The sequence below is a fragment of the Allobosea sp. genome, assembly GCF_017308015.1.
In the GTDB taxonomy this organism is placed as follows: Bacteria; Pseudomonadota; Alphaproteobacteria; order Rhizobiales; family Beijerinckiaceae; genus Allobosea.
This window is the reverse complement of sequence record NZ_JAFKFW010000009.1, coordinates 80,941-93,728: the sequence shown is the minus strand read 5'-3', so window position 1 is coordinate 93,728 and position 12,788 is coordinate 80,941. Positions and strand designations below refer to the sequence as shown.

Below are 12,788 nucleotides of genomic sequence, written 5' to 3'. Positions count from 1 at the left end.
ACTCAAGACGCACAAGCTGGTTTGTAAGCCGCGATCGTCGTTGCATCCATCGACGACAGCGGTGGACCCTATGCCAAGATGACCACCAGAAGCGAGCCGGCGTAACTTCCCCCAGCCGGCCGGCTCGCTTCTTCTGCCCCGATCGGAAAGCGAGCCGCGGACGTACCGGCAGCTCCCGATCTACGGCTGGCGCGAAATTCGGTAGTGCTCGTCCTCGCGGCAGAGCAAAGGGCTGGAGGCCCACAAACCCGTCGGAGATCCCGGCGGGTTTTGTCTTCGCGAAGGAACTTGGTCTTGCGTCAACGGTTCGTCAGGCGCCTTTCGCTAGGGCTCGCGAACGGTAATGCATGGGGTCACGATGCCGCTGTTCTCGTTCAAGGAACCCGCTGACCTCTCCCGCGCACAGGGTGCGCTCGAAGCCACTTGGCGGCTTCTGAAGCCATTGCTCGATGATCCCGATCTGGAACGCGAGCATGCCCGGCTCACCTTCATTATCGCGTCGCTGGTGCCAGCATGACGAGCAGGAGCTGATCGAGCGTTGCTTGGAACGCTATTGGCAGCCCTGACAGCCAGCCGCGACGTGGTCATACTCATGGCGGAACAATGGCAACCCTCAGCTTGTTGCTTCTCCATCGTCAGGTAGGAGGCAACAATGGGATTGCTTGAGATTAGCGTCGTTCTGGCCTGTGCATCGGCTTTCGGCTTTTACATCACCGATCCGCAGGAATGATCCGATGGAAGACCCGCTCGTCGTTGCTGCGGGGATGATGGCGATAGCTGCGATCGCCTGGGTCGCTTCGCGCCGCTGGCTGCTGTAGTGGTGCGACAGGGCGCGGCGTAAAAGGTATTCCCGGCTTGTAGGCTACGGCCGCGTCGCCGCGAATTCGCCCGACTCCGCACTTCCGGTTGCCCCTTTTCAACTAGTTCCGCGGTTGCTCGGGAAATTCGAGCTTACTAACGTCATATCCCAGCGCAATCGCCCGCGCGACCAACTGGTTGCGCTGCGCCGGACTAATCCGCGGATCGCGCGTGAAGATATACAGATCGCGCAGAGTCGGGTCGGCCGATATGAACCAGCTGTAGTCGTTCGCCCGGTCCAGCACCCAGTATTCGCGCTGCACACAAAGCCGTAGAGCTTGTAGTCGACCCGAAGCTTGGCGTTGATGCCGGGATCGAGGATCGTGCCGGGCCCGCCGACTGATTTCAGCTCGCCGCCCGGGCTACGCATCCGACAGGAGTCAAGAACCTGGATGCCGCCGGTCCCGATCGGCCAGTATTCCGTAGCGCCGGCGACGCAGCCATCCGTGATCGTCATGGGGCGCCGCGCGATCTCGTGCCAAGTCCCCGTATAGAAGCGCTGAACATCGATCCGCTTGCGCGGCTCTGGCGCCTTCTGCGTCTCAGTGAACGAGGGACCAGCGCAACCGGCGAGCGAAACGGTGGCGACGGCAACGAGCAGCACAGATTTCATAGTGGCCTCCCTGGCGCCGGGCGGCCTTTCTCGCGGCGCCTCACGAGCATTACGTGTGAGAGCGCAGCTCGGATCCCTTTCAACTCGCCGCGTGTGGCTAGATCAGCTGCAAGTGGTCAACTGCGCCGAGCAGATAGTGATGGGCGGAGAGCTGCCGGACGCGGCACCGGGTACAATCCAGCCCCTCCCGAGCGGCTTCCCTTCGAGGGCGTTTATAGTCACATCGACGTTCTTCCCTCGGCAAGCGTGAATGACGGCGACATGAATGCCTGGTTCGCCATCTCCGCCCGGGAAGGGAACTGAGACTCGGGCTTCTGCTGAGGGAGTGTCTCGCAGGCCGTCGCCAGATTGAATGTGGAAGTCGAGCCGCGACCCATGCACCCAGCCTCGGCCTCGATGCCATTTCCCCAGCTTCCGCTTCTCGTCGGCGGTCTCGATGTCATCGACGTTGGCATTCTCGATCAGGAAGAAGCCGTCCCTGGTCGCGATGACGTCGACCTGCGCGCCCTCGTTCGGGCTTTGCAGGCGCTTGCTTGCAGCCGGCAACGTGCCGACAACGGCCGCCCGAGCGGACGGCGCCGATCGCACATTTGTCTTGCCTTCGCCATCGACGATGAATGCGTGAAACTTGCAGGCTTGAGCTCCCGCGGGGAGTGGCGCCTGCTGAGCGCTCACTGGTCCTGCGGTGATGCAGAGCATGGCTCCGAAGATGGGTGCGGCTACGCTCGACGCCATAACCATTGCCATCTCCCTGCGCCTTGGCGCTGTGATACGAAGCCTAGCGACGAATGGTTACGAACCCGGTCTAGAAGGTATAGCCGACGCGGACGCCGTAATTCGTCATGCCTTGGTTGGCATGACAGAGATTGGCGTTCGAGATGTGCTCGACGGTCGCCATGATCGACCAATTTTCGTTGAAGCGGTAGCCGACCGAGCCAGTCCCTCGGATCAAAGGCGAGCAGCCGAGGCTCAGTCGATCTGGCACACGGAAGCGCCCGGTCTCCCCGGTGTGGAAGGCCGCACCAATGCTGGCCTCGACGAAGACCTTGGACGTGAGGTCGTAGGTCCAGGTGAAACCGGCGTAAAACTGGCTCGTATCGCCGGCGGTGTTGATCGTGGTGCCAAGGTGGAGCCGCGGCACAAGAAAAGCCATGAGCGGGTCGGCCGGCATTAGCGGCTTCGAGAACAGGATCTCGCCGTTGATGTCGACTGATCCATCCTCGCGAGTCCCAACGGCATGGGCGAACACTCCTCCGCGAATTTCGGAGATTAGAGAACGGGCTACGACGGGCGGGGCATATGCGAGAGGGTTGGCGAGGTCAGCCGCGCTCGCTTCCCAAGGAGCGCCAATCAGAAGACACAGGGCGAAGGCAAGGCAAGTCAGCGCACGGCACATGGCAGCGTTCCCAGCGATTCCCCCGCTACAGGTTATCGGGGGCGGATTATTAGGAAATCGCTAACCATATTCGCGCCGTAAAATTTGCCGGCTGTGGCGCCGCCGCCTCACGTTGCCTCGAAGCGCTCCAAGATCGGGGAGCCGCGATCAACCGTCATTCGACGAGTTGAGATCCTCGGGCCTAAGCCCTTCGTCTGCCGGGGCCGGCATCCCCTTCCGAAGCGCCTCGTTGATCCGATTCTGATAGCCTAGCCCTCCATGCGGGAAATGGGCCAAGACATCGCTGTCGAGCCCACCGAGGCCCAGGCGTCGTCGACGACCACGAGCTTGCAGTGGAAAAAGGTCGGCTGGTATCCGAGGAATGCAAAGACCGACAGAGCCGCGACCAAAATGGTGGCCGCTCGCAGGTGGCTCAGCCCACACGGGAACCGTCTGCCTCGACGAGCAATTTCAGCACGCCACGCAGAGGGGAAAATCGCGGGCCGCCCAATGAAGGTCTCTGGGCAGTTTTGGGGCTTCTTCCTCGGCCAATTCGATGGTCCTCACTGGTGTCCTGGCGGCGGCCGAATGCTCCGGGAATCGTTCGATCCCCTGAAACAGGTCAACTGTCGCCGTTCCGCTCCAGTTCCGGTCTGCTTAGAGCCTAGCGAAAGGGTCGCCGTCCGCCACCGTCGCTCGACAAGGCCGCCGGGCGCGAAACGACGGGCGCCCCGCGAGCGGGATTAGGCAGTCCCGGCAGATGGCCGTCAGGGACGCGCGAGGTGAAGCGCGGTAAGGAAGATCTGGGGAGCACCTGGGCGCGCTGCATTCGCAACTGGTCGGCAAGTGGGCAACGCAGGCGGAACTGCAGGTCGACCGAGGGCGTTTTCCGCCGCGAAGCCCCCGGAGACGACACCGATGAACCACGACGCTGACCACGCAGAAATCCGCAGACTGGCCTACCAAATTTGGTTGAAGGAGGGGCAGCCAGACGGGCGAGACCGAGAACACTGGGCCGCAGCAAAAGCTGCGTGGGCCATGCAGAGGCACGGGCTGCACGCTGTAAGCGAGCAGCAAGCCGGTGCCGACCCTGAAACGCCCATTCGCAAGCCGCGTACGAAAAAGAGCTGAGTCGCCAGGTGCGGCGCATTGCACTGCCAGTGTCTGAGATTGATCGCGCAGTCACGCGAGCCGCCCGTCTGCCTTCGCCGGGTGCGCGTGTCGCGTTCTCATTCGGGTGGGTAGCCGATGCGCGCGTGCTGCTGGGAGGGGGTGCACTTTGGCTTCTGACGACGCCGGGCCAAAGCGCTGCCCGCAGTCATGCTGTTCGCTTTCTGTCGACTATTGCGGCCACGACGACCTTGCATCACGGCATCAAGCAGATCGTCGACCAGATACGGCCTGACCGGGTGATTGGATCCGGGCGATTGAAGACCGGCCGAGCGCTTGACGCGATGCCTTCGGGCCATGCGATGCATGCCGGTGCGATGGCGGCCTTCTTCGCTGACCGCGTGGCCTATCCCGCTTCTCTGTGGTCAGCTGCTTTGGGTTTGGCGTCAGCCCGGGTGGGCATGCTCGCGCATTGGCCCTCGGGCGTAGCGCTGGGGTTCGTCGGCGGCGTGGTTGTCGAGCGTTGCACCAGGTGGGTTACGCGCTCTCACTCTCGGAAGCCATAACGGCGACGACGCAAGTCGCCGCGATGATAAGCCACGCCAGATCGCCGACCCAAGGAGCGCGCATCGCGGGGGATGCCAGGACCGAGGTGATGCCGACTATGGAGAACAGCGCCGAAAGAAACGAAAGACGCAACATTTTTGCCTCCGCTTTGAGCGCATGAACGCGGCGGGAAAACGCTGGTTCCCAGAGCCCGCAGACGAATTTTCGAGCCGCGGCGGATGCTGCTGACGGGCGAGGGGAACTCTGACTGAGGCGGCCGGTTGTGATCTGTCCCGCCTTCGAGGTCTCCGCATGAAATCGCTTCTTCTTCTCGCCGCAATCTCGATGGGCTGGAGTTCGTTCGCCCACGCAGCCGCGCCTCAAGGCGAGGACGAGGTTCCTGTCCTCCGAGCGGCCTTCCGCGCTTTGCCAGACCGTTCGCTCGCGCGGGTCTGCGCCGCCTTTCCCGCGGCACGCCGCCTGTTCTCCGCTGCCGCGCCGATATCCTCTTCCCGCCAGATCTCTGTCATGCCGCTGTCAAGGACATGCTCAATGAAGCGAGGCTCGAATACGTGGAATGTGACGGCCTTGGCGCGGCCATGCAGCTTGATCGTTTTGGTTCCCGCACTCTGAAGGCGACCGTCGTCGAGCAATTTGTGGCGCTCGCGAGAGAGATGGCTAGAATATCCTCAGCTTCGCTGAGGAGAACAGGCAACGCAGCGATGCCTAGCCAATATCGAAGCGATGCAGCGACGAAAATGGCAACCCCTACACCGTCATGTTTGGGGGGAGGCGCCCGGCACAAGCCTGATCTGCTACACCTTGGAAGACAGGAACGCCCGTACATTCTGAGGACGAGGGCTACTTCCTGATCGAGCCGACCCGTCAAATGCTAACGCGCTACGATGACTGAGGTGCTCTTATCGATCGATGAAGACGACTTTGGAGCGAGCTTTTGAGCTGGCACGATCGGGAAAATTTGAGACGCTGAAGCAGTTGCAGCGCGCCCATTCTGCGGAAGGATTTTCACTGCAGCAGCATTCAGGGCCTGCGCTTTTCGAGCAGCTTCGCAACCTTATGAAGGCAGCAAAACGGTTGGATGAGTGAACGCTCATTCGGGGGAATGCGGGGTCATCGTTTTGAGCTCGCCCACTGAAAGCGTGGTTGTCGCTCGCAAAGAGCCATCGTCGGCCCGAGTAAATTTAATGTGCTCGTGAGTGACGACGACAACCGTCTCGCCGATTCCAAGAATGCCTCCCATGCTAACGATCACTTGCATGGATGGCCCGGCACCGTGGATTTGGACGATGGTGCCGACCCTTGTGTCCCCAGACCCAAACAGCGGCGCTCCATCCAGGATTGCGCCCCCCAGGTCCGGACGCTGCTTCGTTTCATTTTCTGCCATGTGCTTTCCTCGCTAGGAAAACGCTCCTCATCACTAACCGTTCCGGCCGACCTCGGTTGGACATGGCTCCGGGGCGCTCCGTGAAAGAGACTGCGATCCTGCCCCATGGAGGCTTTGAACAGACAGCGTGTTGCCATGTCGACAGGTTCAGCCGATTCTCCCGCCCGTTCGGACGGCATACCTCACCGAAGCAGACCTTCAGCCTCAAACTCGTCCCAGCCATCGAGGCCAGTTTCCTGTTCGTCCGGGCCGGGCGCTGCCTCACGAGGTTTGGCTGAGCGCTTTCCCGCGCGCGTCAAAGCCGCTTTTCCAGCTGCTCGCCGCCGGTTCTCCGCTGTCGTCGCGATATCCTCTTCCCGCCAGATTTCGGGCAGGCCGCTGTCGAGGACATGTTCAATGAAACGCGGGGTGAACACGTGGAAAGTGACCGCCTTGGCCCGGCCACGTAGCTTAACTGTCTTTGTCCCCGCGCTCTGGAGCCGGCCGTCGTCGAGCCACTTGTGGCGCTCGCGAGATGAGATGGAGAGAATATCCTCAGCCTCGCTGGGGAGGATGGGTAATTCGGCAATTTCGGCCAACATATCCGCTACGATCGCAGATAGAGCGTCAAACTCAGCAGTTTCGGCGTCCGGCATGTGAAGGATCGCTTTGCCAGTTTCGACCGTCAGGTGCTTCCGCGTCGACCAAGGAAGCCGCCGCTTGATTTCCCGCTCGATTCCCTTGGCGCGGATCGACGATCCAAGGGTGGCCGTTGATGGAAGAGGCCACTCAGCGAGCTGCGTTGAGGTGCGCTTCACATAATGCTCTGTTCAGGTTTGCGGGTCTGGGACTAATTGCACGGATCGATCGCGTGTTCCCAGCTTCTACGCTCCTTGTCGTGCGGCACGTACGGTTGCTCCCTAGTGCGTGGGCGTCCTGAAGGTGGCCGATACTCGGTGGGCGATCAGCTGGCTCCCGATTTCAGCCATTCATTTCGGAGCTTTTTCCGATCGAGCCGCGCTTCAGCGAGTTCCTCGCGAAGGCGCTCGTTCACACCTTCCAGTTCGGCCCGCAACGCGCCTAGCTCGAGTTCGGCTGGCATTGCCTCGCTGTTGACTGTCTGATCGAGAATATCTGCCAGCACGGTGTGAAGGAACTGGGAGCACTCCTCCTCGTTCTCCGGCGCTGGAACCAGGATCTGCGCCAGAAGGGCTAGCGCCAGCCCTCGCCAAGCGACCACCTCGTATGACTGCTGGACGATTTCGGTTGGATCCTCGGACATTTGGTTCTCCTGCTCGGATGCAGAGGCTGCTTCTCGGCAACCTCCCGTCGCGTTGCTGTGTTCCCGCCAAACACCGAGCTTGACTCTCAGCCTCTCGCTGAGAACATAAGAGGAACATCAAGTGTCGTTCTAGCAGGTAAAGTCCGTTGCGGCCACAGCCGTTATTTCAGTCGCTCCGCGACCAGATCGAGCGGATCGAGGGCCGAGGCGCCCGCGGTCGGACAGTGCTGCCGTTCGGTATCGCGACGGTCGACTCACGCTTGCCTGGTGGAGGCCTCGCGCTAGGAGCACTGCATGAGGTCGCGGGCGGCGGCAACGGCGCGATTGACGGTGCAGCGGCGGCATTGTTCAGCGCCGGGGTTGCCGCGAGGAGTCGCGGCAAGGTGCTCTGGTGCCTCACCCGAGCCGATCTGTTCGCGCCGGCGATGGCGCAGGCGGGGTTGTTCCCTGACCGCGTGATCTATGTCGAGGCCGGCGATGACAAGACGGTGCTCGCCTGCATGGAAGAGGGCCTGCGCCATGGCGGGCTGGGCTCCGTCGTCGGCGAGGTAGCCCGCCTCTCCATGACCGCCTCTCGGCGCCTTCAACTGGCAGCTGAAGGAACTGGCTCGATCGGCATCGCGCTACGGCGATGGCGGCGCGAGGTCGACGCCGCTGACTTCGGCCAGCCTACAGCGGCGATGACCCGATGGCGTGTCTCGGTTCTTCCATCGACGGCCTTGCCGGTGCCGGGGGTAGGGCGGTCACGCTGGCTTGTTGAACTGATCAGGGCCCGGGCGGGCGAAAGTGCGGATTTCGAGTTGGAGGCATGCGATGACACGGGTCGTCTCGGTCTTCCTCCCGAACTGGTCGATCGATCGGTTCCGGCGGATGGCTGGCGACGCGGCGCCTCCGCCTGAGGTCCCGCTCGTCCTCATCGCTCGCGACGGAAGCAGGAGGTTAGTGCAGGCGGCGAACGCCGCTGCGCAGGCCGCCGGGCTTCGCGTCGGCTTGCCGGCTACGAAGGCGCAAGCGCTCGTGCCTGGCTTGCTGGTCGAGGAAGCGGACACAGCCGCCGACGCACTAGAGCTTGAGCGGCTGGCGATCTGGCTGCACCAGCGCGTCGCCCCGATCGTTGCGCCAGATCCGCCCCATGGCATCGTCATCGACACGACCGGTGCCGACCATCTCCATGGCGGTGAGGGCGACATGCTCGATGCCATCGTCGGGCGCCTGGCGATGTCCGGCGTCGAGGCCCGGGCCGCAATTGCCGATAGCTGGGGCGCCGCCCATGCACTCGCCCGATACGTATCTCAGTCGACTGTCGTTACGATGGCTGGGCATCAGGCGCAGCCGCTAATGCCGTTGCCGCTGGAATGCTTGCGGTTGCCCGCCAAGATATCGAATGATCTGCGCGTTCTGGGCTTCGAGACAGCCGGCGACATAATTGCCCAGCCGCGCTCGCCGCTCACGCTGCGCTTTGGGCCGGAAATCGCCCGCCGATTGGCCCAGGCACTCGGAGAGGTGGCCGAGCCCATCATCGCTATCCGCCCGCCTGATCTCATCGAAGTTCGCCGCGCCTTCGCCGAGCCGATCGGCGCGCCGGAGACAATCGCTCGCTACATCGGCAAATTGGTCGTCCAGCTCTGCGATCGCCTCGAGGCGCGCGGTCTTGGCGCTCGGCGCCTGGATCTCATCTGCCATCGCGTCGACCGCGGACTTCAGACAGTCCGCGTTGGGCTCGCCAAGCCTGTTTGTGACGTGAAACGACTGACCCGGCTCCTCTGCGAGAAGATCGAGGCGATCGAGCCTGGCCTCGGCATCGAGATCATGACGCTGGCAGCGACATTAGCTGAGCCCCTCGAACGAAAGCAGGCGGTCAGCTCACTGGTGGAGGAAACCAGCGCGGACGTGTCCGGCCTCATCGACATCCTCGCCAATCGTGTTGGTGAGCGGGCGGTCTATCGCATGGCTCCGGTTGCCAGCGATGTACCCGAGCGTTCTGTGCGCCGTGTCGCGGCATTGACTGAGGAGACCGGAGCGGTCTGGCCAGGTCACTGGCCCCGCCCGGCGAGGCTGCTACCCAGACCGGAACCGGTCGAGACCATGGCGCTGCTGCCGGACCATCCACCGGCCTGGTTCAGCTGGCGCGGCATCCGCCGCCGGGTCCGGCGCGCAGATGGCCCAGAGCGTGTGTTCGGTGAGTGGTGGAAGCGCGAGGCGGAGATGGTCGCCGTGCGCGACTACTTCCGGGTCGAGGACGATGCCGGCGAGCGCTACTGGCTCTATCGCGCGGGCGACGGCGAAGACGTCGCCACGGGGTCGCATCGCTGGTTCCTGCATGGCGTTTTCGGATGAGCGCCCGGTATGCTGAGCTTCAGGTCACCAGCCATTTCAGCTTCCTGCGCGGCGCCTCCTCGGCCGATGAGCTGTTCGCGCAGGCGGCGCTGCTCGGCATCGAGGCGCTCGCTCTCGTCGACCGCAACTCGCTGGCCGGCATCGTCCGGGCGCACGAGGCGGCGAAGACAACCGGCGTCAGGCTGATCGTTGGCTGCCGCCTCGATCTCGCTGACGGCATGTCGCTGCTGGTCTATCCGACAGATAGGCCGGCTTATTCCCGCCTGTGCCGGCTGCTCTCCATCGGCAAAAAGCGAGGCGGCAAGGCGCGATGCCATCTCGAATGGTCGGACGTCGTTGCGCATTGCGATGGCCTGGTCGCGGTGCTCGTGCCGGACTTCGCCGACGAGGACTGTGCCTTTCGCCTGCGTCGACTTCGCGAAGTCTTTGGTGACCGCGCCTATCTCGCACTGTCGCTGCGGCGCCGACCGAACGACCAGCTTCGCCTTCATGAGCTGTCGAACCTGGCGACGCGGATGCAAGTCCCCACGATTGTGACCAACGATGTGCTGTTCCACGAGCCGGCGCGGCGGATCCTGCAGGACGTCGTCACCTGCATCCGCCACAACGTCACGATCGACGCCCTCGGCGATCGGCGCGAGCGCCATGCCGACCGCTACCTAAAGCCGCCGGAGGAAATGCATCGGCTCTTCACCCGCTATCCCGAGGCCTTGGCCCGGACCCTGCAGATCGCCGATCGATGCCGGTTCTCGCTTGACGAGCTCGCCTATCAGTACCCGGAGGAGCGCGACGATCCCACGCTGACACCGCAGGAGACTCTTGCAAAGTTGACTTGGGAGGGCGCCGAGCAACGCTATCCCGAGGGGCTCTCCGAAAGCGTCCGGGCAAGCCTGAATCACGAGCTGACACTGATCGAGAGGCTCGGCTACGCCCCATACTTCCTGACGGTGAATTCGATCGTTCGCTTCGCCCGCTCGCGGGATATCCTCTGCCAGGGGCGCGGCTCGGCGGCCAACTCGGCCGTCTGCTTCGTCCTTGGCATCACCTCGATCGACCCGGGTCGCAACGACCTGCTGTTCGAGCGCTTCGTTTCGGAGGAGCGTCGAGAGCCGCCAGACATCGATGTCGACTTCGAGCATGAGCGCCGCGAGATCGTCATGCAGTGGGTGTTCGACACCTATGGCCGTGATCACGCAGCCCTGTGCTCGACCGTCATTCGCTACCGAACCAAAGGTGCCTTGCGCGATGTTGGCAAGGCGCTGGGCCTGCCCGAGGATCTGATCGGGACGCTGTCGTCGCAGGTTTGGGCCTGGTCCGAGGAGGGCGTCGAGAAGCGACACATCGAGGAGCTCAACCTCAACCTGGCTGACAGACGGCTGCGCCTGGCGCTCGATCTCGCCCGCCAGCTTCAGGGCACTCCGCGACACCTCTCACAGCATCCTGGCGGGTTTGTCCTGACCCATGACCGCCTCGACGACCTTGTCCCGATTGAGCCAGCGGCAATGGCCGATCGTCAGGTCATCGAATGGGACAAGGACGACATCGACGCACTGAAGTTCATGAAGGTCGACGTTCTCGCGCTGGGCATGCTGACCTGCATGAAGCGCGGCCTGGACATGCTCGCGGATCACAAGGGTATCGCGCTCGACCTGGCCTCGATTCCGGCCGAGGACCCACGGACCTACGCGATGATCCGCAAGGCCGACACGATCGGGACTTTCCAGATCGAGAGCCGCGCGCAGATGTCGATGCTGCCCCGGCTGAAGCCGCGGACGTACTATGATCTCGTCGTGCAGGTCGCAATCGTCCGGCCAGGCCCGATCCAGGGCGACATGGTCCATCCCTATCTGCGCCGACGCGAGGGCCGCGAGCCGGTCCACTATCCCAAGCCCGAGCTGGAGAAGGTTCTGGGCAAGACGCTCGGCGTGCCGCTCTTCCAGGAGCAGGCGATGCGGGTCGCGATCGAATGCGCCGGCTTCACGCCCGGCGAGGCAGACATGCTGCGCAAGAGCATGGCGACCTTCAAGTTCACGGGCGGCGTGTCCAAGTTCAAGGAGAAGCTCGTCGCCGGCATGGTCGCCAACGGTTACGAGGCCGAGTTCGCCGAGCAGACCTTCCGACAGCTCGAAGGCTTTGGCTCCTACGGCTTCCCTGAGAGCCACGCGGCCTCCTTCGCTCTGATCGCCTACGCCTCCGCCTGGCTGAAATGCTGGCATCCGGACGTGTTCTGCGCCGCGCTGCTGAACAGCCAGCCCATGGGCTTCTATGCTCCTGCACAGATCGTGCGCGACGCCCGAGATCACGGCGTCGAGGTTCGGCCTGTGTGCGCAAACGCCTCCCGCTGGGACTGCACGCTGGAGCAGACCGGAGACGAGAGGCGGTTTGCCGTTCGCCTGGGCCTCCGGATGGTCAAGGGGTTGTCCAATGCTCACGCTGCCGCGATCGCCACGGCCCGAGCCCGCCTTCCGTTCGAGTCGATCGAGGAACTCTGGCGCCGGGCTCGGGTGCCCTTGGCGGCGTTGGCGCAGATCGCCGAAGCCGATGGGTTTCGGCCCAGCCTTGGGTTGGCGCGGAGAGAGGCGCTCTGGGCGATCCGCGTCCTGCGCGACGAACCGCTGCCCCTGTTCGCCGCGGCTGCGGCGGATCGGAAAGCCGATGAAACGCCTGAGCCTGTCATCGCACTCCGGCCGATGGCGACCGGAGGAGATGTGGTCGAGGACTATCGCCATGTCGGGCTGTCGCTTCGCGATCATCCGGTCTCATTCCTACGGCAGGATCTTCAGCGCAGGGGCATCGTCACCTGTCAGGCCGCAATGGACGCGCGCGACGGACGCTGGCTCGAAGCCGCCGGCATCGTGCTGGTAAGGCAGCGGCCGGGCTCGGCCAAGGGTGTCATGTTCATTACCCTCGAGGACGAGAGCGGGATCGCCAACCTCGTGGTCTGGCCGAAGGTGTTCGAGCGCTTTCGCCGAACGATCCTGTCGGCCGGGATGATCGCGGTGCGTGGGCGCATTCAGCGCGAGGGAGAGGTCGTGCACCTGGTGGCACAGAGGCTCACGGACCTATCTGTCAATCTTGCCGGCGTCGGCAAACGGGATCAGCCATTCCCGCTTCCTCACGGACGCGGCGATGAGTTTCACCATGGCTCGCCAACTCCGGACCCGCGCGATCTACCGCCGAAAGGAATGCGGACGCGCGACATCTACATCCCGGACCTGCACATCGACACGATCAAGGTGAAGACGAGGGATTTTCGGTGATCCGGCTGCCGGTGGGATCGAAA

At 63.4% G+C, this 12,788-nt stretch carries 15 protein-coding genes; 7 read left to right on the top strand and 8 right to left on the bottom strand.

Going from position 1 to position 12,788, the window contains the following annotated elements; genetic code table 11:
- The first annotated feature begins 358 nt into the window (after positions 1-358).
- Positions 359-517, top strand: coding sequence for a hypothetical protein (locus J0I42_RS10035; protein ID WP_291654683.1), 159 nt, complete (start codon positions 359-361; stop codon positions 515-517).
- 399 nt (positions 518-916) lie between these two features.
- Here the strand turns inward: J0I42_RS10035 and J0I42_RS10030 are convergent, their stop codons facing one another.
- From J0I42_RS10030 to J0I42_RS24005, 4 genes are all read right to left on the bottom strand, one after another.
- Positions 917-1,471 (bottom strand): lipocalin family protein, encoded by a 555-nt coding sequence (locus J0I42_RS10030; RefSeq protein ID WP_465247669.1) that lies wholly within the window; start codon positions 1,469-1,471, stop codon positions 917-919.
- Between the two features lie 102 nt (positions 1,472-1,573).
- Positions 1,574-2,170, bottom strand: a complete 597-nt coding sequence (locus tag J0I42_RS10025) for an SH3 domain-containing protein (protein WP_291654682.1) — start codon at positions 2,168-2,170, stop codon at positions 1,574-1,576.
- A 106-nt stretch (positions 2,171-2,276) separates the two neighbouring features.
- Positions 2,277-2,720, bottom strand: coding sequence for an acyloxyacyl hydrolase (locus J0I42_RS10020; RefSeq protein WP_291654681.1), 444 nt, complete (start codon positions 2,718-2,720; stop codon positions 2,277-2,279).
- Positions 2,721-3,014: 294 nt separating this feature from the next.
- Positions 3,015-3,290, bottom strand: coding sequence for a BrnA antitoxin family protein (locus tag J0I42_RS24005; RefSeq protein ID WP_366509822.1), 276 nt, complete (start codon positions 3,288-3,290; stop codon positions 3,015-3,017).
- Positions 3,291-3,764: 474 nt separating this feature from the next.
- Between J0I42_RS24005 and J0I42_RS24000 the strand changes: the two genes are divergently transcribed.
- Positions 3,765-3,977, top strand: coding sequence for a DUF2934 domain-containing protein (locus J0I42_RS24000; protein ID WP_366509821.1), 213 nt, complete (start codon positions 3,765-3,767; stop codon positions 3,975-3,977).
- An 8-nt stretch (positions 3,978-3,985) separates the two neighbouring features.
- Positions 3,986-4,522 carry a phosphatase PAP2 family protein gene (locus J0I42_RS23995; RefSeq protein WP_366509820.1) on the top strand — a complete coding sequence of 179 codons (537 nt, stop codon included), beginning with the start codon at positions 3,986-3,988 and terminating at the stop codon, positions 4,520-4,522.
- Here J0I42_RS23995 and J0I42_RS10015 read toward each other — a convergent pair.
- Positions 4,494-4,871: a hypothetical protein gene (locus J0I42_RS10015; protein WP_291654680.1), complete on the bottom strand. Its 378-nt coding sequence runs from the start codon at positions 4,869-4,871 to the stop codon at positions 4,494-4,496. The two genes, J0I42_RS23995 and J0I42_RS10015, sit on opposite strands and share 29 nt — an antisense overlap.
- A gap of 561 nt (positions 4,872-5,432) precedes the next feature.
- Here J0I42_RS10015 and J0I42_RS10010 point away from each other — a divergent pair.
- Positions 5,433-5,609 carry a hypothetical protein gene (locus J0I42_RS10010; RefSeq protein WP_291654679.1) on the top strand — a complete coding sequence of 59 codons (177 nt, stop codon included), beginning with the start codon at positions 5,433-5,435 and terminating at the stop codon, positions 5,607-5,609.
- 4 nt (positions 5,610-5,613) lie between these two features.
- Here the strand turns inward: J0I42_RS10010 and J0I42_RS10005 are convergent, their stop codons facing one another.
- The 3 genes from J0I42_RS10005 to J0I42_RS09995 form a co-directional block, all read right to left on the bottom strand.
- Complete coding sequence (locus J0I42_RS10005) at positions 5,614-5,907, bottom strand: PRC-barrel domain containing protein (protein ID WP_291654678.1); 294 nt, start codon at positions 5,905-5,907, stop codon at positions 5,614-5,616.
- A gap of 182 nt (positions 5,908-6,089) precedes the next feature.
- Positions 6,090-6,704: a hypothetical protein gene (locus tag J0I42_RS10000; protein WP_291654677.1), complete on the bottom strand. Its 615-nt coding sequence runs from the start codon at positions 6,702-6,704 to the stop codon at positions 6,090-6,092.
- 146 nt (positions 6,705-6,850) lie between these two features.
- On the bottom strand, positions 6,851-7,168 hold the full coding sequence (locus J0I42_RS09995; protein ID WP_291654676.1) for a hypothetical protein: 318 nt from the start codon (positions 7,166-7,168) through the stop codon (positions 6,851-6,853).
- Positions 7,169-7,314: 146 nt separating this feature from the next.
- Between J0I42_RS09995 and J0I42_RS09990 the strand changes: the two genes are divergently transcribed.
- From J0I42_RS09990 to J0I42_RS09980, 3 genes are read left to right on the top strand one after another with little or no spacing between them, the layout of a single operon-like run.
- Positions 7,315-8,067, top strand: a complete 753-nt coding sequence (locus tag J0I42_RS09990) for an ImuA family protein (protein ID WP_291654675.1) — start codon at positions 7,315-7,317, stop codon at positions 8,065-8,067.
- Complete coding sequence (locus tag J0I42_RS09985) at positions 7,982-9,505, top strand: Y-family DNA polymerase (RefSeq protein WP_291654674.1); 1,524 nt, start codon at positions 7,982-7,984, stop codon at positions 9,503-9,505. Before J0I42_RS09990 ends, J0I42_RS09985 begins: the two co-directional genes overlap by 86 nt.
- Positions 9,502-12,765, top strand: a complete 3,264-nt coding sequence (locus J0I42_RS09980) for an error-prone DNA polymerase (RefSeq protein WP_291654673.1) — start codon at positions 9,502-9,504, stop codon at positions 12,763-12,765. The genes J0I42_RS09985 and J0I42_RS09980 overlap by 4 nt, the downstream gene beginning before the upstream one ends.
- Positions 12,766-12,788 lie beyond the last annotated feature (23 nt).

What these genes read in the sequence shown, in the direction of transcription:
- J0I42_RS09980 (WP_291654673.1), top strand. Translation starts at nt 9,502, where the DNA reads ATGAGCGCCCGGTATGCTGAGCTTCAGGTCACCAGCCATTTCAGCTTC.
- J0I42_RS10005 (WP_291654678.1), bottom strand. Translation starts at nt 5,907, where the DNA reads ATGGCAGAAAATGAAACGAAGCAGCGTCCGGACCTGGGGGGCGCAATC.
- J0I42_RS10035 (WP_291654683.1), top strand. Translation starts at nt 359, where the DNA reads ATGCCGCTGTTCTCGTTCAAGGAACCCGCTGACCTCTCCCGCGCACAG.
- J0I42_RS09985 (WP_291654674.1), top strand. Translation starts at nt 7,982, where the DNA reads ATGACACGGGTCGTCTCGGTCTTCCTCCCGAACTGGTCGATCGATCGG.
- J0I42_RS10030 (WP_465247669.1), bottom strand. Translation starts at nt 1,471, where the DNA reads ATGAAATCTGTGCTGCTCGTTGCCGTCGCCACCGTTTCGCTCGCCGGT.
- J0I42_RS10010 (WP_291654679.1), top strand. Translation starts at nt 5,433, where the DNA reads ATGAAGACGACTTTGGAGCGAGCTTTTGAGCTGGCACGATCGGGAAAA.
- J0I42_RS10025 (WP_291654682.1), bottom strand. Translation starts at nt 2,170, where the DNA reads ATGCTCTGCATCACCGCAGGACCAGTGAGCGCTCAGCAGGCGCCACTC.
- J0I42_RS24000 (WP_366509821.1), top strand. Translation starts at nt 3,765, where the DNA reads ATGAACCACGACGCTGACCACGCAGAAATCCGCAGACTGGCCTACCAA.
- J0I42_RS09995 (WP_291654676.1), bottom strand. Translation starts at nt 7,168, where the DNA reads ATGTCCGAGGATCCAACCGAAATCGTCCAGCAGTCATACGAGGTGGTC.